The 25787-nt window shown below is 70.1% G+C and carries 23 protein-coding genes and 1 pseudogene; 16 read left to right on the forward strand and 8 right to left on the reverse strand.

Annotated features, from left to right (window positions below):
• The first annotated feature begins 106 nt into the window (after positions 1-106).
• Positions 107-769, forward strand: a complete 663-nt coding sequence (locus SM418_RS04450; protein WP_371939251.1) for a response regulator transcription factor — start codon at positions 107-109, stop codon at positions 767-769.
• 5 nt (positions 770-774) lie between these two features.
• The gene (locus SM418_RS04455; protein WP_371939663.1) at positions 775-1962 is read left to right on the forward strand and encodes a sensor histidine kinase; all 1188 of its coding nucleotides are present in this window, start codon (positions 775-777) and stop codon (positions 1960-1962) included.
• On the opposite strand, the gene SM418_RS04460 is transcribed toward SM418_RS04455, so the two are convergent.
• Entirely contained in the window at positions 1889-3676 is a 1788-nt protein-coding gene (locus SM418_RS04460; protein ID WP_371939252.1) for an AMP-binding protein, read from the reverse strand. The genes SM418_RS04455 and SM418_RS04460 overlap by 74 nt on opposite strands.
• A gap of 132 nt (positions 3677-3808) precedes the next feature.
• On the opposite strand from SM418_RS04460, the pseudogene SM418_RS04465 reads away from it, so the two are divergent.
• The 5 genes and pseudogenes from SM418_RS04465 to SM418_RS04485 form a co-directional block, all read left to right on the forward strand.
• Positions 3809-3994, forward strand: a pseudogene (locus SM418_RS04465) (acetyl-CoA C-acyltransferase); the annotation flags it as partial.
• Positions 3995-4028: 34 nt separating this feature from the next.
• On the forward strand, positions 4029-6128 hold the full coding sequence (locus tag SM418_RS04470; protein WP_371939253.1) for a 3-hydroxyacyl-CoA dehydrogenase NAD-binding domain-containing protein: 2100 nt from the start codon (positions 4029-4031) through the stop codon (positions 6126-6128).
• Positions 6129-6337: 209 nt separating this feature from the next.
• Positions 6338-7822 carry an amino acid permease gene (locus tag SM418_RS04475; protein ID WP_371939254.1) on the forward strand — a complete coding sequence of 495 codons (1485 nt, stop codon included), beginning with the start codon at positions 6338-6340 and terminating at the stop codon, positions 7820-7822.
• Between the two features lie 63 nt (positions 7823-7885).
• On the forward strand, positions 7886-9244 hold the full coding sequence (locus tag SM418_RS04480; protein WP_371939255.1) for an FAD-dependent oxidoreductase: 1359 nt from the start codon (positions 7886-7888) through the stop codon (positions 9242-9244).
• Between the two features lie 82 nt (positions 9245-9326).
• Positions 9327-9692, forward strand: coding sequence for a hypothetical protein (locus tag SM418_RS04485; protein ID WP_371939256.1), 366 nt, complete (start codon positions 9327-9329; stop codon positions 9690-9692).
• Positions 9693-9731: 39 nt separating this feature from the next.
• Here the strand turns inward: SM418_RS04485 and dxs are convergent, their stop codons facing one another.
• Positions 9732-11675, reverse strand: coding sequence for a 1-deoxy-D-xylulose-5-phosphate synthase (gene dxs / locus SM418_RS04490; RefSeq protein ID WP_371939257.1), 1944 nt, complete (start codon positions 11673-11675; stop codon positions 9732-9734).
• Positions 11676-11823: 148 nt separating this feature from the next.
• On the opposite strand from dxs, the gene idi reads away from it, so the two are divergent.
• The 6 genes from idi (at position 11824) to SM418_RS04520 (ending at position 17052) form a co-directional block, all read left to right on the forward strand.
• On the forward strand, positions 11824-12399 hold the full coding sequence (gene idi / locus SM418_RS04495) for an isopentenyl-diphosphate Delta-isomerase (protein WP_371939258.1): 576 nt from the start codon (positions 11824-11826) through the stop codon (positions 12397-12399).
• Positions 12400-12507: 108 nt separating this feature from the next.
• The gene (locus SM418_RS04500; protein ID WP_371939259.1) at positions 12508-13815 is read left to right on the forward strand and encodes an ABC transporter substrate-binding protein; all 1308 of its coding nucleotides are present in this window, start codon (positions 12508-12510) and stop codon (positions 13813-13815) included.
• Entirely contained in the window at positions 13812-14777 is a 966-nt protein-coding gene (locus SM418_RS04505) for a carbohydrate ABC transporter permease (protein WP_371939260.1), read from the forward strand. Before SM418_RS04500 ends, SM418_RS04505 begins: the two co-directional genes overlap by 4 nt.
• Positions 14774-15625, forward strand: a complete 852-nt coding sequence (locus tag SM418_RS04510) for a carbohydrate ABC transporter permease (RefSeq protein WP_371939261.1) — start codon at positions 14774-14776, stop codon at positions 15623-15625. The genes SM418_RS04505 and SM418_RS04510 overlap by 4 nt, the downstream gene beginning before the upstream one ends.
• A gap of 253 nt (positions 15626-15878) precedes the next feature.
• Positions 15879-16307, forward strand: a complete 429-nt coding sequence (locus SM418_RS04515) for an ASCH domain-containing protein (RefSeq protein WP_371939262.1) — start codon at positions 15879-15881, stop codon at positions 16305-16307.
• Positions 16308-16398: 91 nt separating this feature from the next.
• Entirely contained in the window at positions 16399-17052 is a 654-nt protein-coding gene (locus tag SM418_RS04520; protein WP_371939263.1) for a Uma2 family endonuclease, read from the forward strand.
• On the opposite strand, the gene mug is transcribed toward SM418_RS04520, so the two are convergent.
• The 6 genes from mug to SM418_RS04550 form a co-directional block, all read right to left on the reverse strand.
• The gene (gene mug / locus SM418_RS04525; protein WP_371939264.1) at positions 17039-17602 is read right to left on the reverse strand and encodes a G/U mismatch-specific DNA glycosylase; all 564 of its coding nucleotides are present in this window, start codon (positions 17600-17602) and stop codon (positions 17039-17041) included. The genes SM418_RS04520 and mug overlap by 14 nt on opposite strands.
• Positions 17602-18321 carry a sulfite exporter TauE/SafE family protein gene (locus SM418_RS04530; protein ID WP_371939265.1) on the reverse strand — a complete coding sequence of 240 codons (720 nt, stop codon included), beginning with the start codon at positions 18319-18321 and terminating at the stop codon, positions 17602-17604. The genes mug and SM418_RS04530 overlap by 1 nt, the downstream gene beginning before the upstream one ends.
• 37 nt (positions 18322-18358) lie before the next feature.
• Positions 18359-19288 carry an aldo/keto reductase gene (locus SM418_RS04535; protein WP_371939266.1) on the reverse strand — a complete coding sequence of 310 codons (930 nt, stop codon included), beginning with the start codon at positions 19286-19288 and terminating at the stop codon, positions 18359-18361.
• Positions 19289-19610: 322 nt separating this feature from the next.
• A complete protein-coding gene (acnA, locus tag SM418_RS04540) occupies positions 19611-22376 on the reverse strand; it encodes an aconitate hydratase AcnA (protein WP_371939267.1) in 2766 nt (921 codons plus the stop codon).
• Positions 22377-22626: 250 nt separating this feature from the next.
• On the reverse strand, positions 22627-22827 hold the full coding sequence (locus SM418_RS04545; RefSeq protein ID WP_371939268.1) for a hypothetical protein: 201 nt from the start codon (positions 22825-22827) through the stop codon (positions 22627-22629).
• 7 nt (positions 22828-22834) lie between these two features.
• Positions 22835-23233, reverse strand: a complete 399-nt coding sequence (locus SM418_RS04550; protein WP_371939269.1) for an ATP-binding protein — start codon at positions 23231-23233, stop codon at positions 22835-22837.
• A gap of 168 nt (positions 23234-23401) precedes the next feature.
• Between SM418_RS04550 and SM418_RS04555 the strand changes: the two genes are divergently transcribed.
• The 3 genes from SM418_RS04555 to SM418_RS04565 all read left to right on the forward strand — a co-directional run bounded on the left by SM418_RS04555 (position 23402) and on the right by SM418_RS04565 (position 25769).
• Positions 23402-24217, forward strand: coding sequence for a helix-turn-helix domain-containing protein (locus tag SM418_RS04555; RefSeq protein WP_371939270.1), 816 nt, complete (start codon positions 23402-23404; stop codon positions 24215-24217).
• On the forward strand, positions 24204-24386 hold the full coding sequence (locus tag SM418_RS04560) for a DUF397 domain-containing protein (protein ID WP_371939271.1): 183 nt from the start codon (positions 24204-24206) through the stop codon (positions 24384-24386). Before SM418_RS04555 ends, SM418_RS04560 begins: the two co-directional genes overlap by 14 nt.
• Positions 24387-24542: 156 nt before the next feature.
• Positions 24543-25769 carry an LVIVD repeat-containing protein gene (locus tag SM418_RS04565; protein WP_371939272.1) on the forward strand — a complete coding sequence of 409 codons (1227 nt, stop codon included), beginning with the start codon at positions 24543-24545 and terminating at the stop codon, positions 25767-25769.
• Positions 25770-25787 lie beyond the last annotated feature (18 nt).

Here is a 25787-nt window from a genome sequence, read left to right on the forward strand (position 1 = left end):
CGGGACGGTCTCGTTCGAGCCGGGTGGTGCCGCGACCGTGACGTACACGTGCTGGCGGCGGTAGGGCTTATCGGGGTTTAACCCGCGGGGCGGCATGCTCGGCGGCATGCGTGTACTGATCGTCGAGGATGAGCGGGTGCTCGCGGACACCATCGCCGAGGGGCTCCGCGACGAGGCCATGGCCGTCGACGTGGTGTACGACGGCGACGCCGCGTTGGAGCTGACTTCGTACAACGAGTACGACGTGGTGATTCTCGACCGGGACCTGCCCACGGTGCATGGGGACGACGTGTGCCGAGAGTTGGTGGGGCGGCGTAGTCCGGGGCGGATCCTGATGCTGACGGCGGCGGGCGACGTCGACGACCGGGTGGGCGGGCTGACGCTCGGCGCCGACGACTACCTGCCGAAGCCGTTCGTGTTCAGCGAGCTGGTGGCGCGGGTGCGGGCGCTGGCGCGGCGGTCGGGGACGGCCGTACCGCCGGTGCTGGAGCGCAGGGGGATCCGGCTCGACCCGCACCGGCGGAAGGTCGCGCGGGACGGGCGGGAGCTGCGGCTGACGAAGAAGGAGTTCGCCGTGCTGGAGGAGCTGATGCGGGCGGAGGGCGGTGTGGTGTCCGCCGAGCGGCTGCTGGAGCGGGCGTGGGACGAGAACATCGACCCGTTCAGCAACATCGTCCGGGTGACGATGGCGACGCTGCGCCGCAAACTCGGGCAGCCGCCGGTGATCGAGACGGTGACGGGTTCGGGCTACCGGCTGGAGACGCGGTGAGGAGGCTGAGCGTCCGGACGCGGCTGACCCTGGTGTACGGGGGGCTGTTCCTGGTGACGTCGGCGGTGCTGGTGTCCGTCACGTACCTGCTGACCGTCCGGACGATGGACAACCGGTTCTCGGCGCGGGAGAACGTCGACGCGGCGACGCTGGCGCGCCTGCGGGCCATGGCGATCGACGGCGACCTCAGCCAGCTGATGGCGTTGAGGACCGACGCGGACCGGCAGCTGGCGCGGCAGAAGCATGACGTCCTGGAGCAGCTGCTGCAGAGTTCGCTCGTCACGATGCTGGTGCTCGGCGTCCTCGCGGTGGCGATCGGGTACCTGGTCGCGGGGCGGATGCTGCGCCCGCTGCACAGGGTGACGGCGACGGCGCGGCGGCTGTCGGAGAGCAACATGCACGAGCGGATCGCGCTGGACGGGCCGCAGGACGAGATCAAGGACCTGGCCGACACGTTCGACCGGATGCTGGACCGGCTGAACCGCGCGTTCGACGCCCAGCGGCGGTTCGTCGCGAACGCCTCGCACGAGCTGCGCACGCCGCTGACCATCAACCGGACGGTGCTGGAGGTCGCGCTGGCGAGCCGGAAGAGCCCGCCGGAGACGAAGGCGCTCGCGGACGTCCTGCTGGGCAACACCGCCAGGCACGAGCGGCTCATCGAGGGTCTGCTGCTGCTCGCGAAGTCCGAGCGGGAACTCGGCACCCGGGCCGGCACTCCCCTGCCGGACGTGGTCCGCAGCGCGCTCGACCAGCTGGACGACCCGGCGGTGGACGTCGAGGCGAGGCTCGCCCCGGCCGTCGTGACCGGCGATCCCGTCCTGCTGGAGCGCTGCGCGGTGAACCTGCTGGAGAACGCCGTAAAGTACAACGTGCCGGACGGCCGGGTCTGGGTCAGCACCGGGGTGGCGGACGGCGAGGCCTTCCTCCGGGTCGTCAACACCGGACGGCCCGTCCCGGCCTACGAGGTCGCGGCGATCTTCGAGCCGTTCCGGCGGCTGCGCGCCGACCGGACGGGGTCGCGGGACGGCGCGGGCCTCGGCCTGTCGATCGTCCGGGCGGTGGTGCACGCGCACGGCGGCGCGATCGAGACCGTCCCGCGCCCGGACGGCGGCCTGTCGATCACGGTCCGGCTGCCCGGGGCCGCGGCCATTCCACCCGTCCCTCCGGTCGCGGCTGCCCGGGAGGCGCGCTGAGCCAGCGGTGCACGACCTTGCCGGTCGCGTTGCGCGGCAGCTCGGGGATGAAGTGCACGTCGCGGGGCACCGCGTACCGGGCGACCTGGGCGTGCACGTACTCGCGGACGGTGTCGGCGTCGAGCCGGGCGCCGGGCCGCAGGACGATGTAGGCGGCGAGCCGCTGGCCCCATTCCTCGTCGGGGACGCCGGTCACCGCGACTTCGTGGATCTCGGGCAGCCGCAGCAGCGCGTCCTCGACGTCGCACGGGACGATGTTCTCACCGCCGGACACGACCATCCCGTCGCTGCGGCCCTCCACGAACAGCAGGCCGCGGTGGTCGATGTGGCCGAGGTCGCCGGTGGCGAGCAGCCCGTCGCGGACCTCCATCGGCTCGCCGCCGGTGTAGCCCTCGAACAGCAGCTCGTTCGCGGCGAAGATCTGGCCGCGGGTCGAGCGCCCCACCCGGCGGCCGTCGGCGTCGACGATCGCCAGCGAGGTGTTGCGCGGCGGGCGCCCGGCGGTGCGCGGGTCGAGCCGCAGGTCGTGCGGGGTGGCGATGGACACCCAGGACGCCTCGGTGGACCCGTAGACGTTGTAGAGCCGGTCGCCGAACGCGTCCATGAACCGGGTGGCGAGGTCGCCGGGCAGCGCGGCGCCGCTCAGCGCGAAGATCCGCAGCGAGGACGTGTCGTGGCGGTCGCGGACCCGCGGGGGCAGCTCCAGGATGCGCTGGCACATGACCGGGACGGCGAAAACGGCGACGTCGCGGTGGGAGGCGACGGTCCGCAGCGTCTGCTCGGGGTCGAACCGGCGGTGCAGCACGACCGGCGCCCGCATCGCCCAGGCCATCTGCAGCGCGGCGTACCCCCAGGTGTGGAACAGCGGCGCCTCGACGACCATGGTCTGCCGGGCGCGCAGCGGGATCCGGGACGTCATGGAGGCGAGCGGCCACAGGCCCGGCCGGGGCGGGCGGCGGGCGCCCTTCGGACGTCCGGTGGTGCCCGAGCTGAGCATGATGGTGCGGCTCTGGATCTGCGGCGGCCCGGACGGGGCGTCGGACGCGGCCGTCGAGTCGATGACCTCGGCGATGCTCGGGCCCGTCCCGGCGGAGGGGCGCGGTGGCGCGTCCACGTCCGAACGCGGGGGCGGGAGCGTCGCGAGCGGGACGGGTGCGGCGAGCGGCATGCCGGCCGGCGGGCGGTGGTCGGCCCACAGCACGGTCCGGCGCAGCGCGGGGGGGACGTTCGCCAGCAGCGGCGCGAACTCGGCGTCGGCCACGATGAGGGCGGGGCGCAGCTCGCCGAGCACGGCGCGGATCTGCCCCGTTCCGAAACCGGTGTTGAGCAGCACGACCTCGGCGCCGCGCCGCGAGCACGCGATGAGCGTCAGCGCCATGCCGCGATGGTTGCGGCACAGGACGCCGACGCGCGGGCGGGGGCCGTGCAGCGGCAGCCCGGCGGCGAGGCGCGCGGCGCGCTCGTCCAGTTCGGCGAAGGTGAGGACGCCGTCGTCGTCGATCAGCGCGGGACGGGACGGGGACCGGACGGCGGACGAGGCGACGAGCCCGGCGAGCGTGGTGCCCCAGCGCCGCAGCGTGCCCGTCTGCCGGACCATGCGGCGCGGCCCGCCGGTGAACAGCAGCCCGGTGCGCAGCAGGAGCGCGGTGAGGTCGCGGATATGCCCGATCCGCCGGCGCATCCCCGGCCGGTACACGGGCCTCGCGTGCGTCACCGTCCCTCCCTGCACGCCACGGTACTCACCCGTAAGTGGGCGAACAAGGGCACCGCCCGGTCAGTGGTTACTGACGAGTAGCATTGCTGGTTACCAGTAAGTAGCATCGCTGGCGCGGGTACTCGTGCCGCCCGGCGGGGCGGCGCGATCGCGCTCGGCCACCCGCTCGCCTCGTCAGGCGTCCGGCTGATGAACCAGCTCGCCCGCCTGTTCGAGGAACGTATCACTGTCCATTGCGGACTGACCACGATGTGTGTGGGCATGGGCATGGGCGGAACCGTCCTCTGGGAGAACGTCACCTGGGAGGGCGCCAAATGAGCGAGGCAGTCGTTCGGGTCCGGGGGAGGGCACAGTGAGCAGCCTTGGAGAAGTCTTCGCCGACGAGGTCGTCACGCACGCGCACGTCCGTGATGTGACGTTGCCCTACAGCGCGGGCACGCTCGCGCTAATCACGCTGGACAACGGCTTCGACCACACCAAGCCCAACACGTTCGGCCCCAACGGCCTCGCCGAGCTGAACGCCGCCATCGACACCATCGCCGTTCGCGACGACATCGCGGCCGTCGGCGTCACCGGCAAACCGTTCATCTTCGCGGTCGGCGCCGACCTCAAGGGCGTCCCGCTCATCACGAGCCGGGAGGACGCGGCCGCCATCGGCAGGCTGGGCCACGACGTGTTCCGGCGCCTCGGCGAGCTGCACGTCCCGTCGTTCGCCTACTACAACGGGGCCGCGATGGGCGGCGGCGTCGAGATCGGCCTGCACTGCACCTACCGGACGATCTCGTCCGGCGTCCCGGCGTTCGCGCTGCCCGAGGCGTTCCTCGGGCTGGTGCCCGGCTGGGGCGGGACGTACCTGCTGCCGAATCTGATCGGCGCGGAGAAGGCGCTCAAGGTCGTCGTCGAGAACCCTCTCGCGCAGAACCGCACGCTGAAGGGCGGGCAGGCGTACGAGCTGGGCATCGCGGACGCGCTCTTCGACTCGGCCGACTTCCTGGAGGAGTCCCTCGCCTGGACGGCCCGCGTCCTGTCGGGCGACATCACCGTCACCCGGCCCGAGGTCGACAAGGGCAAGGCGTGGGACGACGCGGTGGCGACGGCCCGCTGGAACGTGGACGGCAGGCTCCACGGCGCGGCGCCGGCCTTCACCCGCGCCCTCGACCTGGTCGCCGCCGCCAAGGACCGCACCCGCGACGAGGGCTTCGCCGCCGAGGACGAGGCGCTGGCCGACCTCATCATGAGCGACGAGCTGCGCGCCGGCCTGTACGCGTTCGACCTCACCCAGAAGCGCGCGAAGAGGCCCGCCGGAGCGCCGGACAAGTCCCTCGCCCGCAAGGTCACCAAGGTCGGCGTCGTCGGCGCGGGCCTGATGGCCTCGCAGCTCGCGGTGCTGTTCGCGCGCCGCCTGGAGGTGCCGGTCGTGCTGACCGACCTCGACCAGGAGCGCCTGGACAAGGGCGTCGGCTACGCGCACGGCGAGATCGACGGGCTGCTCGGCAGGGGCCGCCTCTCCCCCGACAAGGCGAACCGCCTCAAGTCGCTCATCTCCGGCTCGCTGGCCAAGGACGCGTTCGCCGACGCCGACTTCGTCATCGAGGCCGTGTTCGAGGACATGTCGGTCAAGCGGAAGGTGTTCGCCGAGGTCGAGGAGTACGTGTCGGCCGAGTGCGTCCTCGCGACCAACACCTCCTCGCTGTCGGTCACCGAGATGGCCGCAGGTCTGGAGCATCCCGAACGGGTCGTCGGCTTCCACTTCTTCAACCCGGTCGCGGTCCTGCCGCTGCTGGAGATCGTCCGGGGCGAGCGAACCGACGACGCCGCGCTCGCCACCGCGTTCGCGACCGGCAAGGCGCTGAAGAAGTCGTGCGTGCTCGTCAGGGACGCTCCGGCGTTCGTGGTCAACCGGGTCCTGCTGCGCCTGCTCGCCGAGATCGTCCGGACGGTCGACGAGGGCACCCCGATCGAGGTCGCCGAGCGCGCCCTCTCCCACGGGCCCGCCCCGCTCGGCCTGCCGATGCCGCCGTTCGTGCTGATGGGCCTCGTCGGCCCGGCGATCGCGCTGCACGTCAACGAGACGCTGCACGGCGCGTTCCCGGACCGGTTCCCGCTGTCGGACAACCTCGCGAGGATGGTCGAGGCAGGCAAGTCCGGCGTGTACCTGCCCGACTTCTCCCTGGACCCGGAGGTCGTGGAGATCTTCGCCGGCGGGACGAGCCCGTCCACCGAGGAGCAGGTCCTGGACCGGGCGCTCGCCGCGCTCGCCGACGAGATCCGCATCATGCTGGACGAGGGCGTCGTCGCGGCGGCGCAGGACATCGACCTGTGCATGATCCTCGGCGCCGGCTGGCCGTTCCACCTCGGCGGCATCACCCCGTACCTGGACAGGTCGGGCGTCGCGGAGCGGGTGACCGGCCGCCGCTTCCTGGAGCCCGGGGTCGCCTCCCTGCCCGCCTGACCTCCGCCCGCTCCCCCGGGAAAGGGGCGTTCCGAGCCTCGCGCCGAACGCCTCTTTTCCGGTGTTTCCGCACGTCACAAGCATGATCGTGGTCCGGCTGATCATAACCGGCGCACATCTGGGCATACGGCTGACGGCCGTCCGGGGACTCCGGCGGCCGTGCCGGGGCACCGGCGGCGTGACGAGCACGAGGCGAAGGGGCGCCGAGGATGAACCTGCTGCGCACGAAATCGGTCGAGCAGTCGATCCGGGACACCGAGGAGCCCGAGCACCGGCTCCGGCGGGCCCTGTCGGCGCTGGACCTCACCGTCTTCGGCATCGGAGTGATCATCGGCACCGGGATCTTCGTGCTCACCGGGCAGGTCGCCCGGGAGAAGGCGGGGCCCGCGGTCGCGCTGTCATTCGTCTTCGCCGCCATCGTGTGCGGGCTCGCGGCGCTCTGCTACGCCGAGTTCGCCTCCACCGTCCCGGTGGCCGGCTCCGCCTACACCTTCTCCTACGCCACCATCGGCGAGTTCCCGGCCTGGATCATCGGCTGGGACCTCATCCTGGAGATGGCGCTAGGCGCGGCGGTGGTGGCCGTCGGCTGGTCCGGCTACTTCGCCTCGCTGCTGGACGACATCGGTGTCACCATCCCGGCGTCGCTGGCCGCCCCGCCGGGCGAGGGCGGGACGGTGAACGTCCCCGCCATCTGCCTCGTGGTGCTGGTGACCGCGCTGCTCGTCCTCGGCGTCAAGATCTCCTCGCGGGTGAACGCGGTGGTCGTCGCGATCAAGGTGTCCATCGTGCTGCTGGTGATCTTCGCCGGGCTGTTCTTCGTCAAGGGCGCCAACTACCAGCCGTTCATCCCGCCCTCGAAGCCGACACCGGAGGTGAGCGGCCTCTCGGCGCCGCTGATGCAGGTGCTGTTCGGGATCACGCCGGTCAGCTACGGCTGGCTCGGCATCTTCGCCGCCATCGCGATCGTGTTCTTCGCCTACATCGGCTTCGACATCGTCGCCACCGCCGCGGAGGAGGCCCGCCACCCGCAGCGGGACGTGCCCATCGGGCTCATCGGGTCCCTCGTCATCACCGCGGTCCTGTACGCCGCCGTCGCGACCGTCGTCGCCGGCATGCAGCACTACACCGAACTCAGCACCGCCGCCCCGCTCGCCGACGCCTTCAAGTCCGTCGGGCATCCCGCGTTCGCCACCATCATCGACGTCGGCGCCGTCATCGGCCTGACCAGCGTCGTGCTGATCCTGCTGCTCGGGCAGAGCCGCATCTTCTTCGCCATGGGACGGGACGGCCTCATGCCGCCCTGGCTCTCGGCCGTCCACCCGCGGTTCGGCACCCCCTACCGCTCGACCATCATCATGGGCATCGTCGTCGCGGTCCTCGCCGGGTTCATCCCGCTCGCCAAGCTCGCCGAACTCGTCAACATCGGCACGCTGTTCGCGTTCCTCGTCGTCTCGATCGCCGTGGTGATCCTGCGCCGCACCCGCCCGGACCTTCCGCGCGCGTTCCGCACCCCGTGGGTGCCGGTCATCCCGATCCTGGCCGTGCTCGGCTGCCTGTTCGTCATGATCAACCTGCCGGTGGACACGTGGCTGCGCTTCGTCGCCTGGATGATCATCGGCGTCGTCGTCTACGCCGGCTACGGGTACCGGCACAGCCGGGTGCGCCGCGCTCAGGAGATCTCCGTCAAGACCTGAGATTCCGGCTCCCACCCACTTCAGGGGGGTCAACGGTAGGCATTTGACCGCCGGGTGGGCACAATGACCCGCATGGCTTCTCCAGTGCTCGTCGCGGTGATCGGTTCCGGCCCGGCGGGGATCTACGCCGCCGAGGCCCTCGTCAAGCAGGCCGACGGCGACGTCCGGGTGGACGTGTTCGACCGGCTGCCGACGCCCTACGGTCTGGTCCGCTACGGCGTCGCGCCCGACCACACGTCCATCAAGTCCATCGCCCGCTACCTGCAGCGAGTGCTGGAGGACCCCGCGGTCCGGTTCTTCGGCTGCGTCGAACTGGGCCGCGACATCACCCGCGCCGACCTGCTCGACTGCTACGACGCCGTCATCTACGCGACCGGCGCGATGGTCGACCGGCACATGCGGATCCCCGGCGAGGAACTGGCCGGCAGCATCGCCGCGACCGACTTCGTCAACTGGTACTGCGGCCACCCCGACGCCGCCGACCACGAGTTCGACCTGTCCGTGGAGGAGGTCGCGGTGATCGGCGTCGGGAACGTCGCCGTCGACGTCGTCCGCATCCTCGCCAAGACTGCCGACGAGCTGCGCGACACCGACGTGCCCGAGCAGGTCATCGAGGCGCTGTCGCGCAGCCGGGTCAAGCGGGTCCACATGATCGGGCGACGCGGCCCGGCGCAGGCGAAGTTCACCACGAAGGAGGCCCGCGAGCTGGGCGAACTGCCCAACGCGAGCATCCACGTCAGGCCCGAGGACATGGACCTCGACCCGGCGAGCGCCGAACTCGCCGCGAGCGACCGCAAGACCGGCGGCAACATCAAGGCCCTCAGTGCCTGGACGGGCGAGCCCGCCCCCGGCCGTCCCCGGCACATCGACGTGCGGTTCTGGCGCGCACCCGTCGAGATCCTCGGCACCGACCGCGTCGAGGGCCTCAAGCTGGAACGGACCCGGCTGGAGGAGTCGGGCCGCGTCACCGGCACCGGCGAGTTCGAGACGCTTCCCGTCGGCATGGTGCTGCGGTCCGTCGGCTACCAGAGCGTCCCGCTGACCGGCGTCCCGTTCGACGAGCGCTCCGCCGTCGTCCCGAACGAGGGCGGCCGCATCCTCGGCCCGGGCGGCGTGCCCGTCCCCCGCGAGTACGTCGCCGGGTGGATCAAGCGCGGGCCGTCCGGTGTCGTCGGCACCAACAAGTCCGACGCCGCCGAGACCGTCCGCAACCTCCTGGAGGACGTCGCCGGCGCCGACACGACGCCGAAGCGCACCATCGAGGAGCTGCTGGAATCGCGCGGGCTCCCCGTCGTCACCTACGACGACTGGCTCAACCTCGACGCCGCCGAAATCGCCCTCGCGCGCAGCCTCGACCGCGGCGAACGGGTCAAGCTGGGCCGCTGGGAGTCGATGACGTCTGCGTGCCGCCGCGCGGAATGACGCACATGTAATTCGCTTCCGGGTAAATATCCCGCCGGGAAAGTAGTGACGAACATGTGACCCGGGCGCTACGGTGCGGCGTGTGACCGGTGGTCCAGAACTGTACGGGTTCCCCCCACCCGAGACGGTCCCCGACCTCAGGTGGCTGGGCCCCGACTACGTGTCCGTACTCGTGTACGACCTGACGCAGGGGCTTCTGCGCCAGGACCCCCGCACGTCCGTCATGGGCGTGCGGTGCGAGGGCGAGCCCCGGCTCGACCCCTCGGTCGACCCGGCGGGCGTCATCCGCGCGCACGACGCCTGCTTCCCGCTCCAGGTCTTCGTGCAGGACGGCGCCGGGCGCCCGTGGCGCCTTCGTGGGCGATGGACGTACTCGGGACGCGGGCTCGGCACGTCCGCCGCGTCCATCACCCACTTCTGGCAGCTGCTGTCCGCGGACGGCGTCTAGCCCCGCGGCGCGCCGGGCCGCCCGGTCAGGGCCGCTCGATCAGGGCTGGTCGTCCGACGTACGCGACGCCTCCGCCGCCTCCGCGTCCTCGCCCTCCGCCGCGGTGATGCGCGCCACCGACTCGGTGATGTCGCGGGCGAGCGCCTGCGGCGTCAGGCCGATGTCGGCGAGGATCTCGCCGCGCGACGCGTGATCGAGGAACTCCTGCGGGATGCCGAACGTGCGGATCGGGGTGTCCACCTCGGCGTCGCGCAGCAGCCGGGCCACGGCGTCGCCGACCGCGCCGGTGCGGCCGTTGTCCTCGGCGACGGCGACGAGCGCGTGGTCGCGGGCGAGGTCGAGCAGCGCGGGGTCGAGCGGCTTCACCCAGCGCGGGTCGAGGACGGTGACGCCGATGCCCTGCGCGGCGATCAGCCCGGCGGCCTCGACCGCGGGCGTCGCCATCGAGCCGGCCGCCACCAGCAGGACGCGGGTGCCGTTGGAGCCGTCGTGGCGGGCCAGCACGTCCATCCCGCCGACCCTGTCGATCGCCTCGATGTCGTCGGCCGCCGGGCCCTTCGGGTAGCGGATCGCCGTCGGCCCGTCGGAGACGGCGACGCACTCGCGCAGCAGCTCGCGCAGCCGGGCGCCGTCGCGCGGCACGGCGACCCGCAGGCCCGGGACGAGCTGCAGGATCGACATGTCCCACATGCCGTTGTGGCTGGCGCCGTCGTCGCCGGTCACTCCGGAGCGGTCCAAAGCGAAGGTGACGGGCTGCCGGTGGAGCGCCGCGTCCATCAGGACCTGGTCGAACGCGCGGTTGAGGAACGTCGCGTACACCGCCACGACCGGGTGCAGGCCGCCCATCGCGAGCCCGGTGGCGGACGTGACGGCGTGCTGCTCGGCGATGCCGACGTCGAAGATGCGGTCGGGGAACGCCTCGGCGAACGGCGCGAGCCCGACCGGGTAGAGCATCGCGGCGGTGATGCCGACGACGTCGCGGCGCTCCCGGCCGATCGCGACCATCTCCTCGCCGAAGACCTTCGTCCAGGCGGGGCCGCCCTTCTTCTTGACGAACCTGCCGGTGGCGGGGTCGAACGCGCCGCCGCCGTGCATGCAGTCCTCGGTGTCGTTCTCCGCCGGCGCGTAGCCGCGGCCCTTGGTGGTGATGCAGTGCACGATGACCGGGCGGCCGAACCCGCGGGCGCGGCGCAGGGCGCGCTCGACGGCGTCCTCGTCGTGGCCGTCGATCGGGCCGACGTACTTCATGCCGAGGTCCTCGAACATGGCCTGCGGCTGCAGGACGTCCTTGAGGCCCTTCTTGATGCCGTGCAGCGCCTCGTAGGTGAGGTTGCCCACCACCGGGGCGCGCGGCACCGTCTTCTTGATGAGGTCGAGCGCGTTCTCGTAGCCCTGGGTGACGCGCAGGTCGGCGAGGTGGGACGCGAGGCCGCCGATGGTCGGCGAGTAGGACCGGCCGTTGTCGTTGACGACGATGATGACGGGGCGGTCGACGCCGGCGGCGATGTTGTTGAGCGCCTCCCAGCACATGCCGCCGGTCAGCGCGCCGTCACCGACGACCGCGACCACCGCGCGGTCGGACTCGCCGCGCAGCTGGAACGCCTTGGCGAACCCGTCGGCGTACGAGAGCGCGGTCGAGGCGTGCGAGTTCTCGATGACGTCGTGCTCGGACTCGGCGCGGCTCGGGTACCCCGACAGGCCGCCGCGGCTGCGCAGCAGCTCGAAGTCGTGCCGTCCGGTGAGCACCTTGTGCACGTAGGACTGGTGTCCCGTGTCGAAGAGGATCTTGTCGTGCGGCGAGTCGAAGACGCGGTGCAGCGCGATCGTCAGCTCGACCGCGCCGAGGTTGGGCCCCAGGTGCCCACCGGTCTTGGAGACCGCCTGAACGAGGAACTCGCGGATCTCCTCCGCGAGCCGAGACAGTTGAGCGGCGTCCAGTCGTTTGAGGTCGTCGGGACCTTTGATCGACTCCAGCAAGCTCACTCGTTTCAACTCCTCCGTCGGGGATCGGTCTCCCCTGGCTCGGGCCGTTCTGAGTTTAATCCCGGTTCGCCCCCGACGCGCCGAAGGGCGTCCGCGCGCCGGGTGCGAAAAGACTGACCTCGGGGCGGCGATGGGGTAGGAGTAGAGCATGGGCGTCGAAGAGATCGTGCTGCTCAACGCGGACGACGAAGCCGTCGGAACCGCTCCCAAGAGCGCCAGCCACCATAGCGACACGCCGTACCACCTGGCCTTCTCGTGCTATGTGACGGACACGGAGGGTCGCGTGCTGATCACTCGGCGCGCCCTGGACAAGCGCACCTTCCCGGGTGTCTGGACGGGGAGTTGCTGCGGCCATCCGGGTCCGGGCGAGAAGCTGCGCGATGCCGTGCTGCGGCGGCTGCGGGACGAGCTCGGCATTCCGTCGGCGTCGCTCACCTGCGTCCTGCCGCGGTTCCGGTACCGCGCCGTCGCCGAGGACGGGACGGTCGAGCACGAGCGGTGCCCGGTCGTGCGCGCGACCGTCGCCGACTCCTCCGTCCACCCGAACGCCGCGGAGGTCGAGGCGGCCGAATGGTGGACGTGGGAGCGCTGCCTGGACCTCGCCCGCCGTCCCGAGTCCTCGCCCTGGTACCGGCTCCAGCTGGCCGAACTGGCGCCGCTCGGCGCCCCGCCCGACTGGCCGGACGCCGGGCAGGAGGGGCTGCCGCCCGCCCTCGCCTGGTAGGCGAGAGTGACGCGCATCACCTATTGATCACTTTTCCGTCGCCGGTGTTGACCCTGCCGGCGTCCGAACGGACGCTGGCACTTCCCGGGGTAACCGAAGGGACGGACGATGCGAGTACGTGCTTTCAGGCGCCGCTGGACGGTGTTCGCGGCCGTGGCGATGACCGGGGCCCTCGCCCTGTCGGGCTGCGGCGGCGACGACGGCGAGGGCTCGAAGAACGACAAGTCCGAGGTCGAGGTCTTCTCCTGGTGGACGGGTCCCGGCGAGGCCGACGGGCTGAAGGCCATGCAGGCCGACTTCGAGAAGAAGAACCCCGGGACGAAGTTCGTCAACGCCGCCATCGCCGGCGGGTCGGGCACGCAGGCCAAGGCCGTCCTGGCGAGCCGGCTGCAGAACCGCAAGCCGCCGGACTCCTTCCAGGGCCACGCGGGCGCCGAGCTGCTCGACTACATCAAGGCGGGGCAGATCGATCCGCTGGACGACTTCTACCAGCAGAACAACCTGAAGTCGGCCTACCCGCAGCAGCTCCTCGACCAGATCACCTACAAGGGGCACATCTACTCGGTGCCGGTGAACATCCACCGGTCCAACGTGCTCTGGTACAACCCCGACATCCTGAAGGACGCCGGGGTCGACGGCCCGCCGAAGTCGATCCCCGAGTTCATCACCGCGCTGAAGGCCGTCAAGGAGAAGACGAAGAAGGTGCCGCTGTCGCTCGGCGCGCAGTGGACGGCCGACCACCTGCTGGAGAACGTCCTGCTCGGCAGCCTCGGCGCCGACGCCTACAACGCGCTGTGGAAGCCGGGAGCCGACTGGAGCACCCCGGCGGTCGCCAAGGCGCTGGGCGAGTTCGGCGAGATCATGAAGTACACCACGCTGGAGGCCGCGTCCACCGACTGGCAGGGCGCCGCGAAGGCCGTCGTGGACGACCGGGCCGCGTTCAACATCATGGGCGACTGGGCGTACGGGTACTTCGTCGGCGATGCCCCCAACGGCCTCGGCAAGAAGCTCGACACCGACTTCAAGTACGCGGCGGCGCCCGGCACCGAGGGCACCTACATGTGGCTGTCGGACAGCTTCACCCTGCCCAAGGGCGCGCCGCACAGGGCGGGCGCGACCGCGTGGCTGAAGGAGGTGTCCAGCAAGGAGGGGCAGGACCTCTTCAACCCGAAGAAGGGCTCCATCCCCGCCCGTAAGGACGCCGACAAGAGCCTCTACACCGGCTACCTGCAGACCGCGTTCGAGGAGTGGAACGACCCGCAGACCAAGCTGGCGGGCTCGTTCTGGCACGGCGTGAACGCCAACAACAAGTGGCACACCGACATCGACACCGCGATCGGCCTGTTCCTGCAGAGCAAGGACGTGGGCAAGCTCCAGCAGGGGCTGGTGAGCGCGGCCAAGAACAGCGGGCTTTGACTTCCTCGGAAGAGGGCCTGAAGGCGGCGGACCCCGGCCGCCGGGATGTGCCGAAGGAGCATCGCGCGTCGTTCCTGCGGCGCAGCCGCACGTGGCTGCCGGGGCTGCTGCTGGTCTCACCCTCCATCGTCGCGATCGGCCTGTTCGTCTACGGGCTGCTGTTCTGGAACACGCGAGTCGCGCTGAGCGGCAAGCACGACGAGGTATCCGCGTACGGGTTCGACAAGGGCAGGAACTTCGTCGACCTGTGGGACCAGCCGAGCTGGCCGGGCGCGGTGAAGCACGCGCTGCTGTTCACCGCGGTGTTCGTCGTCGGCGCCCTGCTGCTCGGCGCGTTCCTGGCGTTCCTCATGGACAGGGGCGTCCGGGCGGAGGCGGGCTTCCGCGTCGTGTACCTGTTCCCGATGGCGGTGTCGTTCATCGCGAGCGGCGTGGTGTGGCGGTGGCTGATGAACCCGGCCCCGCCGGAGCGCGCGGTCGGGTTCAACCAGCTGTTCGACAAGCTCCACGTCGGGTTCCTGTCGAACGACTGGTGGCAGGACCCGGACTGGGGGATGGCGGCGATGGCTCTGCCCGCCATCTGGCAGATGTCCGGATATGTCATGGCTTTGTATCTGGCCGGGTTCCGCAGCGTCCCCGAGGACCTGCGCGAGGCGGCGCGGGTGGACGGCGCGTCCGAGTGGAAGGTGTACCGGTACGTGGTGTTCCCGCAGCTCCGCCCGGTGACGCTGTCCGCGCTGATCATCCTCGGGCACATCTCGCTCAAGGTGTTCGACCTCATCATGGCGATCGCGGGCAAGCAGATCATCACCTACGTCCCGGCCATCGCCGCCTACGTGGAGATCTTCGACCGGCACGATCCGGCGAACGGCGCCACCATCGCCACGTACCTGCTGGTCGCGGTGGCCCTGCTGGTGATCCCGTACCTGGTGTGGTCGGTGCGCTCGGAGCGGGCCCGATGACCGCGGTGGGCGCGCCGGGCCGCCGCTCGTCCGGCACCGTGCGGACGGTGAGGATCATCATCCTGCTGGCGTTCGTCGTGCTGTTCCTCATCCCGGTCTACGTGCTGATCGTGACGAGCTTCAAGCCGCTCGACGAGGCGGACCCGGGCAGCGCGTGGAACCTGCCGAGCCACTGGAGCGTGTCCGGCTGGAGTTCGGCGTGGGACACGCTGAGGCCCGGCCTGGAGAACAGCGTCAAGATCGCCGTCTCCGGGTCGATCATCTCGGCGGTGCTCGGCTCGCTGAACGGCTACGTCCTGTCCAAGTGGCGGTTCCCCGGCGCGGACGTCGTCTTCACGCTGTTCCTGTTCGGCATGTTCATCCCGTACCAGGCGGTCATGATCCCGCTGGCGGGGCTGCTGACGGACATGGAGCTGGCGGGCACGATCCGCGGCCTCGTCCTCGCGCACGTCGTGTACGGCATCCCGATCTGCACGCTCATCTTCCGGAACTATTACGTCACGATCCCGGACGAGCTCATCGAGGCGTCCCGCGTGGACGGCGCCGGCATGCTGCGCACGTACTGGTCGGTGGTCCTGCCCGTGTCGGCCCCGGCGTTCGCGGTGACGCTGATCTGGCAGTTCACCTCGATGTGGAACGACTTCCTGTTCGCGGTGTTCCTCGGCGCCCCCGACAGCTGGCCGGTCACGGTGATGCTGAACAACACCGCGGGCTCGGGCGCGGTCGCCGTCCAGTACAACCAGCAGATGGCCTCGGCGCTCCTCGCGTCCCTGCCGACCCTCCTCGTCTACCTGCTGCTCGGACGGTTCTTCATGCGCGGCCTGATGGCGGGCGCCTTGAAGGGTTGATTCACCCAGCACGTCAACCGGACACCCGTCTCAGGCGTCACATGGGTGATCGGCAGAGATCCGCATGGGAATTTACGGCCCGGCAGCCGCCCCGTGATGGATTTCGACCCCTTCGACCCTTCTGTTGGCAATTCAGTCGGAATGCGCCTAGCCTCTCGTGCATCGTGGCGCGGCGCACCGGCGTCCCGCCGGGCCTCGGCGATCCCGGGCCGACGCAGACCGGGCGAGCAGTGGAGGTGGGCGCGTGCAGGCGATGAGTGTTCAGCAGCCCTGGGCGTTCGCGATCGCGCGTGGCGGCAAGTCCGTCTCGAACCAGGACTTCCCGGCCGCCTACCGCGGCCCGCTCCTCATCCACGCGTCCATGCGCGTCGACCTCAAGGCGTGCGACTCGCCGCTGATCCGGGCCGCCGGCTGGGACCCGCGCGACCCGCTCGCCACCATCGGCGCCATCATCGCCGTGGCCGACCTCGACGACGTCTGCTCGGCCGCCGTCCGCGGCGGCGCCTGCGACTGCGGCCCCTGGGCCGCGCGAGGCCGCCACCACTGGCACCTCACCGGCGTCCGGCCCCTTCCCCGCCCCATCGTGGCCGTCGGCCGCACCGACCTCTGGCAGCCGACCCCCAGCCTGCTCAACGAGGTGAACACCATGTTCGCCACCGCCTCCCTCAACAGCGCAAGCTGAGAGTAAAGAGATTGCTACGCTAGGTCGCCGAAGTCGGGCGGGGTAACGTAGTCCCTGCATGGATTCGTCATGCCACCAACGGGAGCGGCACGTGAGCATCGCGCACGATCATGGCGGGCTTGGCCCGTACACGGTGGAGGACCTGCACGCCCGAGAGGACGAAGGCCGAGGCCTTGAACTCGAAGATGGGTGGCTGGTCGAGTTGTCTCCGAATCCACTGCACAACATGGCCTACGAGAGGCTGCGCCAGATCATCCGGACGGCGGCAGCGGACGCGGATGCATCTCTCCTCGTGACTTCCGGAAGCGACTGGGAAATCGAAACACCGGTCGGCATTCGCAAGCCGGATGTGGTCGTGATCCCTGGAGACATCGCCGCCTCGTGGTATGACGGCGTCTGCCCGGCCACCATTCCAGGTCAGGATCTACTCCTCGTCGTGGAGGTGGTCTCGCCGCGCAGCGGAAGCGAGGGCAGAGACCGTTTCCGCAAGCCCCAGGAGTACGCGGCGATGGGAATCCCCCAGTACTGGCTGGTCGACTACACGCCGGAACCCATCGTCCAGGTCTTCGTCCTGGACGACCATGAGGTCGGCCCAACCGGCAACAGGGTCAGCGCCTATCGGCTCGACCAGACAGCGAAGTCCGGAGACGTCCTGGAAGTCGAGGTCTCAGCCGACAAGCCGTTCACCGTTCGGTTCGACCCGCAGGTCCTCGGACAACGTCCCAGCCGCTTCACCGACATCTGAGGGCCTCGGCGGCTTCGCGGAGGCGGCCGAATTCGGCGGCGATGCGGTCGAGTGGCCAGCCCGCGTTGAGTCCGCTCGGGTTGGGCAGCACCCACACGCGGGCGGAGCCGAACGTCTCGTCCTGCGGGCCGATCTGCGTGCGCGGGCGGCCGAAGGCCGTGCGGTAGGCGGTGACTCCCGCGACGGCCAGATAGGCCGGGCGGTGCCGTTCGACGAGGGCCCGCAGCCGGCGTCCGCCTTCGCGGAGTTCGCCGTCGGTCAGTTCGTCGGCGCGGGCCGTGGTGCGGTGCGCCAGGTTCGTGATGCCGAGGCCGTAGCCGGGCAGGAGGTCCTGCTCGGACGGGTCCAGCAGGCGGTCGGTGAAACCGGACCGGTACAGCGCGGGCCAGAAGCGGTTGCCGGGGCGCGCGAAGTGGTGCCCGGTGGCGCCGGAGTAGAGGCCCGGATTGATGCCGCTGAACAGCACCCGGAGCGTCCCGCCGTCCGGGGGCAGGACGTCGGGGATGACGCGGTCACGGGCGGCCTCCAGATCGGCCTTCGTTGGACGCATCAGATCAGGTTACGGACGATCAGCACCACCGCGGACGCCCCCACGACGACGAGGAGCGCCGCGCGGAGGCGCCCGGCGTCCAGGTAGCGGCGCAGGGGCCCGGCGCCGAGGAACCCCGCGAGGACGAACGGCAGGAGCATCAGGCCCGCGACGACCTGCCGGACCGGGAGGCGTCCGGCGAGGGCGAGGGCGCCGAGGGACAGGATCGCCCCGCCGACGAAGTAGAGCGCGAGGGTGGCGCGGACGCGGGGCCCGCTCTCGCGCTGGTAGAGCAGCGCGATCGGCGGGCCGCCGATGCCGGACGCGGTGCCGGTCGTGCCGGAGACGAGCCCGGCGACGGCGAGCGTCCTGCGGTCCCGGGGCACCTCCCGCGACCAGGTCGTCACGGCGAGCGCGGCCAGGACGACGAGGCCGATCACGATGCCGAGGACGTGTTCCGGGACGGCGGCCACCAGCAGCACGCCGAACGGCGTTCCGGCCAGGCGGCCGGCGAAGGCCCAGCCGAGCCCGCGCAGTTCGACATGCCGGACCTCCTCCGCGAGGGTCGCGAACGGAAGGGCGAGCGTGACCACGAGGACCGCCCCCGGCATCAGGGCCGGGAACAGCATCGCGACGACCGGGGTCGCGACCAGGCCGACGCCGAGGCCGACGCTGCCCTGCACGATCGCGCCGACCAGGGCGGCGAGCCCGCCGATGAGGAGGAAGTCGAGAGGTGGCACGGTCGCCGACGCTACATCCCGACATCTCCGGTCTGGATCAGGCGGACGCCTCGGTGAGCCGCTTGAGCTGGTCGTCGGTCAGCGTCGTCCGGGCGACGTCGAGCAGGGGCGGCAGCTGGTCGAGGGTGCGGGCGCTGGCGATGGGCGCGGCGACGGTCGGCTGCGCGGCGAGCCAGGCGAGCGCCACCGTCGCGACGGCGGTGTCCTGCTCCTCGGCGACGATGTCGAGCGCGGCCAGGACCCGGCGTCCGCGTTCGGTCTCCAGGTGCCCGGCGGCGCGTCCGGCGCGGACGCTGTCCACCTTGGCCCCCGGACGGTACTTGCCGGTCAGGAAGCCGGAGGCGAGCCCGTAGTACGGGACGGCGGCGAGGCCGTGCCGTTCGGCGATGTCGCGGCGCGGCCCCTCGTAGGTGTCGCGGGACACGAGGTTGTAGTGCGGCTGGATGGCCACGTAGCGGGCCGTGCCCTCGCGCTCGCTGAACTCCAGCGAGGCTTCGAGCCGGTCCAGCTCGATGTTCGACACCGCGATCTGCCGGACCTTCCCGGCGGTGACCAGGTCGTCCAGGGCCGTCATGATCTCCCCGACGGGCACGGACGGGTCGTCGAAGTGGGTGTAGTAGAGGTCGATGCGGTCGGTGCGGAGCCGGCGCAGCGAGTCGTCCGCGGCGGCCTTGATGTTCGCGGGCGACAGGCCCTGGCGCTCGGGGTGCTTGCCGACCTTGGTCGCGATGACGATGTCGTCGCGGTTGCCGCGCGTCTCCGTCCACTCCCCGATGATCGTTTCGGACTCGCCGCCGCTGTTGCCCGGCGCGGCCGCCATGTAGGAGTCGGCGGTGTCGACGAAGTTGCCGCCCGCCGCCGCGTAGGCGTCCAGGATCTCGAACGAGCGTTCCTTGCCCGCGGTCCACCCGAACACGTTGCCGCCCAGGCAGAGCGGGAAGACGTCCACGTCACCGAGCTTCTTCATTCAGCCATCCCTTGATCCAGTGGCCTTTCCTCCCCTGCGGGGAGGGCTTCATTCCCTCGCGGGACCGAAATTCTGGTTCACCAGGCCGTGCCCCAGGAGTTCACCACGTCCACGATCGCACGTTCAGCGGCGGGTCCCGCCCGCGCCGGCCAGACGAGCATGCTTCGCGACTGCGCCCACGCCCTCGACCAGTGCCCGTTTCCTCCAAGTAATGACTGCTTTTGACATAACTTCCGTATGATCATTGCTTGTCTTGCTTGAGAAGTCCGCACACGTGAACGGGCCGCCCCCGATCGGGAGGCGGCCCGTTTCGCGTCGCGGACTACTTGCGGATCAGGTTGCGGAGGACGTACTGGAGGATGCCGCCGTTGCGGTAGTACTCCGCCTCACCGGGGGTGTCGATGCGGACGGTGGCGGTGAACTCCTTGTCGCCCGCCTTGACGGTGACCTCGTCCGGGACGCCGCCCTCGTTCATCGCGGTGACGCCCGTGATGTCGAAGGTCTCGGTGCCGGTGAGGCCGAGCGACTCGGCGGACTCGCCGTCCTTGAACTGCAGCGGCAGGACGCCGAGGCCGATCAGGTTGGAGCGGTGGATGCGCTCGTAGGACTGCGCGATGACGGCGCGGACGCCGAGCAGCGCGGTGCCCTTCGCCGCCCAGTCGCGGGACGAGCCGGAGCCGTACTCCTTGCCCGCGATGACGACGAGCGGGGTGCCCTGCGCGGCGTAGTTCTGCGCGGCGTCGTAGATGAACGCCTGGGGCGCGCCGTCCTGGGTGAAGTCGCGGGTGTAGCCGCCCTCGACGTCGTCCAGGAGCTGGTTGCGGAGCCGGATGTTGGCGAACGTCCCGCGGATCATGACCTCGTGATTGCCGCGGCGCGAGCCGTAGGAGTTGAAGTCCTTGATCTCGACGCCGTTGTCCTGGAGGTACTGCGCGGCGGGCGTGCCGGCCTTGATGGACCCGGCCGGGGAGATGTGGTCGGTGGTGACCGAGTCGCCCAGCTTCGCCAGGACGCGGGCGCCGTGGATGTCGGTGACCGGCTCCGGCTCGGCGCCCATGCCGTCGAAGTACGGGGCCTTGCGGACGTAGGTGGACGAGGCGTCCCACTCGAACAGGTCGCCGGTCGGGATGTCGAGGCCGGTCCAGCGCTCGTCGCCCTTGAAGACGTCCGCGTAGCTCTCGGTGAACATCTCCTGGCCGATGGACGACTCGACGATCGCCGAGACCTCCTCCGGCGCGGGCCAGATGTCGCGCAGGTAGACCGGGCCGTCGGTGCCCTCGGCGATCGGGTCGTTGAGGATGTCGATGTCCATCGTCCCGGCGAGCGCGTAGGCGATGACGAGCGGCGGCGACGCGAGGTAGTTCATCTTCACGTCGGGGCTGATGCGGCCCTCGAAGTTGCGGTTGCCGGACAGCACCGCGGTGACCGCGAGGTCGTTGTCGTTGACGGCCTTGGAGATCTCCGGCTGCAGCGGGCCGGTGTTGCCGATGCAGGTGGTGCAGCCGTACCCGACCAGGTTGAAGCCGATCTTGTCGAGGTACGGGGTGAGCCCGGCGCGCTCGTAGTAGTCGGTGACGACCTGCGACCCGGGGGCGAGCGAGGTCTTGACCCACGGCTTGCGCGTGAGGCCCTTCTCCACCGCGTTCTTGGCCAGCAGCGCCGCGGCGATCATCACGTACGGGTTGGACGTGTTGGTGCAGGACGTGATGGCGGCGACGGCGACGTGCCCGTGGTCGAGCTCGAACGCCGTCCCGTCCTCCAGGGTGACCGGGACGCGGTTGTGCGGCCGGCCGGACCCGCCCGCGTCGACGTGCCGGGGCTTGTCGCCCGCGGTCTCGTGGGCGATCGCCGGGGTGTCCGAGGCGGGGAAGCTCTCGTTGGACGCCTCGTCGAGCGCGCCCAGGACGCTCTCGACGTAGTTCTGCACGTCCCGGCGCCAGGTCGCCTTGGCGGCGGACAGGGAGATGCGGTCCTGCGGGCGCTTCGGGCCGGCCAGCGACGGCACGACCGTGCCGAGGTCGAGCTCCAGGTACTCGGAGAAGTCGGGCTCGACGGACGGGTCGAGCCACATCCCCTGCGCCTTCGCGTACGCCTCGACGAGCGCGATCTGCTCCTCGTCCCGCCCGGTGAGCCGCAGGTACTTCAGCGTCTCGTCGTCGATCGGGAAGATCGCGCAGGTGGAGCCGAACTCGGGGCTCATGTTGCCGATCGTGGCGCGGTTCGCGAGCGGCAGCGCGTGCACGCCCTGGCCGTAGAACTCGACGAACTTGCCGACGACGCCGTGCTCGCGCAGCATCTCGGTGATCGTGAGCACCAGGTCGGTCGCGGTCGTCCCGGCGGGCAGCTCGCCCGTGAGCTTGAAGCCGACCACGCGCGGGATGAGCATCGAGATCGGCTGGCCGAGCATCGCGGCCTCCGCCTCGATGCCGCCGACGCCCCAGCCGAGCACGCCGATGCCGTTCTCCATCGTCGTGTGCGAGTCGGTGCCGACGCAGGTGTCGGGGTAGGCGACACCGTTGCGGTCGAAGACCACGCGCGCGAGGTGCTCGATGTTCACCTGGTGGACGATGCCGGTCCCGGGCGGGACGACCTTGAACTCGTCGAACGCCGTCTGCCCCCACCGCAGGAACTGGTAGCGCTCCTTGTTGCGCTCGTACTCCCGCTCCACGTTGCGCTCGAACGCCTGCGGCGAGCCGAAGTAGTCGACGATGACCGAGTGGTCGATCACCATCTCCGCCGGCGCCAGCGGGTTGATCTTCGTGGGGTCGCCGCCGAGGTCGCGCACGGCCTCGCGCATCGTGGCGAGGTCGACCACGCACGGCACGCCGGTGAAGTCCTGCATGATCACCCGCGCGGGGGTGAACTGGATCTCCTTGCTCGGCTGGGCCTGCGAGTCCCACTGGCCGAGCGCGCGGATGTGCTCGGCGGTCACGTTCGCGCCGTCCTCGGTGCGCAGCAGGTTCTCCAGCAGCACCTTCAGGCTGTACGGGAGACGGGCCGCGCCCTCGACGGCGTCCAGCCGATAGATGTCGTACGACTTGTCGCCAACCTGCAGCTTGTCAAGGCTGCCGAAGCTGTTCGCGGACACGGACTCCTCCTCCGTAGCCACCGCGCGTCCGGTCCGGGACATGAGCGCGCGGCGCTCGTCTTGATCTTCAATGTCCCCGTCCCCTGCGCCGGCACGGGCGGCGGGACGGGTGCTCGTTTACCTTGATCCTGCCTTAGTCGGACCCTTCGCCCACAACCAGGGCAGCCTAACTTCCGCAGGTTTTCTCTTGACGTCAAGCTATCCCCAATTTATCTCGACATCAAGCTACTTGCACCCGGCCCCCAGGAGATCACCCGCTCTCCCGCAGCGACCGGACGGCCCGCCGCGCGGCACCGGGGTCCGCGGCCGCGAGCAGGGCGAGCATGCTTCCCAGGTCACCGGACCAGATCAGACGGCCGTTGGAGATCCTCCAGAGCCCGCGCTCGTCCCGCGTGACGGCCCATTCCGGAAAGAGGTGCTGGAGCAACAGCAGTACGACGGGCTCGTTCATGTGCGTCTCACGAAGCAGCGAGCTTCGCCCACACGACCTTCCCGCCCTCATTGAGGGGCCGGACACCCCACGCGTGGACGATCTCCGCCATGAGCTGGAGCCCGCGCCCGGACACAGCCGCGCAGCTCCGCGGCCGGATCACCGGCCGCTCCTCACCGCCCTCCCACACCTCGATCACCGGCAGTCCGTCGCGCTCATCGCGGAACACCCGCACGACGATCGGCCCCTCACCGTGCCGGTAGGCGTTGGTGACCAGCTCGCAGACCACGAGCCGCCCCACGTAGTCGTCCTCGATCCCCCACTCGGCGAACCGCTCCGCGAGAAACCGCCGCGCGAGCCGGGGCGCCCGGTCGGTGGGTTCGAGGACGAGCGGAGACGGAACCTCTGGGGCAAGTGCGATGGACATCGGGACACGACCTTCACGTGGGGTTCTCTCGAAGCGTCTCCCAGCGTGGACGGCGATGATTACAGTCGGTAGGCGAATCGGCACAGTTCGGTGAGGTCCTGAAGCCGCCCCGCTTCTGACTGAAGTCCTTGAAGTTCCTTGAAGTCCGGCAAACAACGGAGGCCCCCAATGGTCGACCCCTACAGCCCGCAAGCCATCTGGGGCCGCGAACTACGGCACTACCGAACCAAGGCCGGGCGCACTCAGGCCGAACTCGCCGGACGCATCAACTTCTCCGAGTCACTGATCTCCGGTGCCGAGACCGGCCAGATTTCGGCGTCCGTCCCGTTCGCCAAGGCATGCGACCTCGAACTCGACACGGGCGGTGCACTGCTGCGGGCACTGGACTTCAGGAAGGCCCAGCGCTTCCCCACCGGGTTCGCCGAGTACCTGGAGGTCGAGAAGAAGAGCGGCATGATCCGCTGGTACGAGGGATTGTGCATCCCAGGTCTCCTCCAGACGCCCGACTACGCCCGAGAACTCCTCCGCGCCGGACGTCCCGGCGACACCGACGAGGAGATCGAGGCGCTCCGCACCACACGCATGGAGCGCAAGGCGTTTCTCGCCGAGCCCGACGCGCCGACCCTGTGGGCCGTCGTGGACGAGACGGTGCTCCGGCGCCCGATCGGTACCGCCAAGACCATGCATGAGCAGCTGACATACCTGCTCGATGCCATCGAGCATCCCAAGATCACCATTCAGGCGCTCCCGTTCGATACCGGTGCCCACGCTGGACTCACCTGTTCCTTCATCCTGTTGACTCTCACCGACGGGGTGACGGTGGCATACGCTGAAGATCTGACAGGCGGACGGTTCATCGAACGTCCGGATGACCTGGGCCATTGGGTCGCTTGCTATGAGTCGATCAAGTCGTCGGCGTTGCCGGTGAAGCAGTCGGCGGAACTCATCCGCCGCATCATGGGAGAAATTCATGAACGTGAGTAAGGCGGTTTGGCGCAAGTCATCACGAAGTTCGGGCAATGGCGGCGCATGCGTCGAGGTCGCCGGGCTTTCCGATGCGATCGGCATCCGCGACAGCAAGGACCCGTATGGCCCGAGGCTGATCGTGGGACGCAGCGAGTTCGCTGCCCTCCTTGCAACCCTGAAGCACTGACGCTCCCTGAACATCCGGCCCGGCCCTGCGAAGGCCGGGCCTTCCGCGTGTGCGGGTGGTGTGGCCGGATGCGGACAGGACGCCTGACCGGCACGGCAGGAAAAAGATGATCTTGCGGTCTTGATCACGATTCACCGGGGTGCCTACCGTGCCCGCATGATGATCAAGAGAAGGTCCCTTCTCAAGGGGATGATCGTCGCTCCCGCGGCCTTCGCCATGGGCGGCGCGCTGGACGCCACCAGCGCCCTCGCCGCCCCGTCTCCGCTCCCCGGGCCGTCCCTGCTCGACGTCACCTACCCGCCAAAGGACGATTTCGGCCTCGTCCCCATGGACAAGGCCCTGAACAGTGACACCAGGTGGGCCGACCTGATCACGGCCCTCAAGCGGACGCTGCCGAACAGCAGCGTCGACACCGTCCTCGACTCCGCCAACCGGTTCGGGACCGACGGCGACCTACCCGACACCCCGCCCAGGGTCGACCACTGGTTCTGGCAGTCGGGCGACCGGAACGACGACTACTGGTACCCGCAGGGGCTGACGACCAGCGCCGACCACCTCGCCGAGGGCACCTACAACGGCCGCGAGGTCCAGCTCCTCTCGTGGTACAGCAAGCACGAGAAGAACAAGGGCGTCCGGATCAGCTTCGTCGACATGAGCGACCCGTCCGCGCCCGCGTACCGCCACGTCCTGCTGGTGGAGCCGACCGGCAGCACGCTCACGCCGAACTTCACCGAGGTCAAGATCCACGCCGGCGGCATCATGTGGTACGGCGACCTGCTCTACGTCGTGGACACGAACAACGGGCTGCGGATCTTCGACCTGAACGACCTGCTGAAGGTCACCACGGGAGACCAGGACGCCATCGGCCGCCAGTCGGACGGCACGTTCCAGGCGCACGACTACGCCTACGTCCTGCCGCAGTCGTCCGCCTACAACTCGGTCGTGCACGACCAGGCGGCGATCGCCTACTCCTGGATCTCCCTGGACCGGACCTCGACCCCCGACAGCATCGTCATCGGCGAGTTCCGGGAGACGGAGGACTCGGAGAGCCGCCTGTTCAAGTGGGACCTCGACTACCAGACCCGCCGCCTCAAGGAGAGCAACGGCGTCGCACACCCCTCGTTCGCCGCCATCGTGGACATCGACCGGATGCAGGGCGGGACGTGCATCAACGACAAGTTCTACGTCGTCCGCAGCAACACCGACAACCAGGACGGCAACCTGCTCACCTGGGAGCCGGGCAGCTACGTCGAGTACCCGATGAACCTGCCGCCCTACCCGGAGGACGTCTCCTACGACCCCAACAAGGACTGGCTCTGGTGCAACACCGAGACCAATGACGCCCGCCAGGTCTTCGCCCTGAAGGTCTCCCAGATCGGATGACCCCGCTGCGGGACGGCA

The organism is Actinomadura chokoriensis (assembly GCF_041463665.1).
GTDB classification, from domain to species: domain Bacteria; phylum Actinomycetota; class Actinomycetes; order Streptosporangiales; family Streptosporangiaceae; genus Spirillospora; species Spirillospora chokoriensis_A.

What these genes read in the sequence shown, in the direction of transcription:
- SM418_RS04450 (WP_371939251.1), top strand. Translation starts at nt 107, where the DNA reads ATGCGTGTACTGATCGTCGAGGATGAGCGGGTGCTCGCGGACACCATC.
- SM418_RS04480 (WP_371939255.1), top strand. Translation starts at nt 7,886, where the DNA reads ATGACCCGCATGGCTTCTCCAGTGCTCGTCGCGGTGATCGGTTCCGGC.
- idi (WP_371939258.1), top strand. Translation starts at nt 11,824, where the DNA reads ATGGGCGTCGAAGAGATCGTGCTGCTCAACGCGGACGACGAAGCCGTC.
- SM418_RS04560 (WP_371939271.1), top strand. Translation starts at nt 24,204, where the DNA reads ATGAACGTGAGTAAGGCGGTTTGGCGCAAGTCATCACGAAGTTCGGGC.
- SM418_RS04535 (WP_371939266.1), bottom strand. Translation starts at nt 19,288, where the DNA reads ATGAAGAAGCTCGGTGACGTGGACGTCTTCCCGCTCTGCCTGGGCGGC.
- mug (WP_371939264.1), bottom strand. Translation starts at nt 17,602, where the DNA reads ATGCGTCCAACGAAGGCCGATCTGGAGGCCGCCCGTGACCGCGTCATC.
- SM418_RS04475 (WP_371939254.1), top strand. Translation starts at nt 6,338, where the DNA reads ATGAACCTGCTGCGCACGAAATCGGTCGAGCAGTCGATCCGGGACACC.
- SM418_RS04550 (WP_371939269.1), bottom strand. Translation starts at nt 23,233, where the DNA reads ATGTCCATCGCACTTGCCCCAGAGGTTCCGTCTCCGCTCGTCCTCGAA.
- SM418_RS04555 (WP_371939270.1), top strand. Translation starts at nt 23,402, where the DNA reads ATGGTCGACCCCTACAGCCCGCAAGCCATCTGGGGCCGCGAACTACGG.
- SM418_RS04500 (WP_371939259.1), top strand. Translation starts at nt 12,508, where the DNA reads ATGCGAGTACGTGCTTTCAGGCGCCGCTGGACGGTGTTCGCGGCCGTG.
- SM418_RS04545 (WP_371939268.1), bottom strand. Translation starts at nt 22,827, where the DNA reads ATGAACGAGCCCGTCGTACTGCTGTTGCTCCAGCACCTCTTTCCGGAA.
- SM418_RS04565 (WP_371939272.1), top strand. Translation starts at nt 24,543, where the DNA reads ATGATGATCAAGAGAAGGTCCCTTCTCAAGGGGATGATCGTCGCTCCC.
- SM418_RS04510 (WP_371939261.1), top strand. Translation starts at nt 14,774, where the DNA reads ATGACCGCGGTGGGCGCGCCGGGCCGCCGCTCGTCCGGCACCGTGCGG.
- SM418_RS04515 (WP_371939262.1), top strand. Translation starts at nt 15,879, where the DNA reads ATGAGTGTTCAGCAGCCCTGGGCGTTCGCGATCGCGCGTGGCGGCAAG.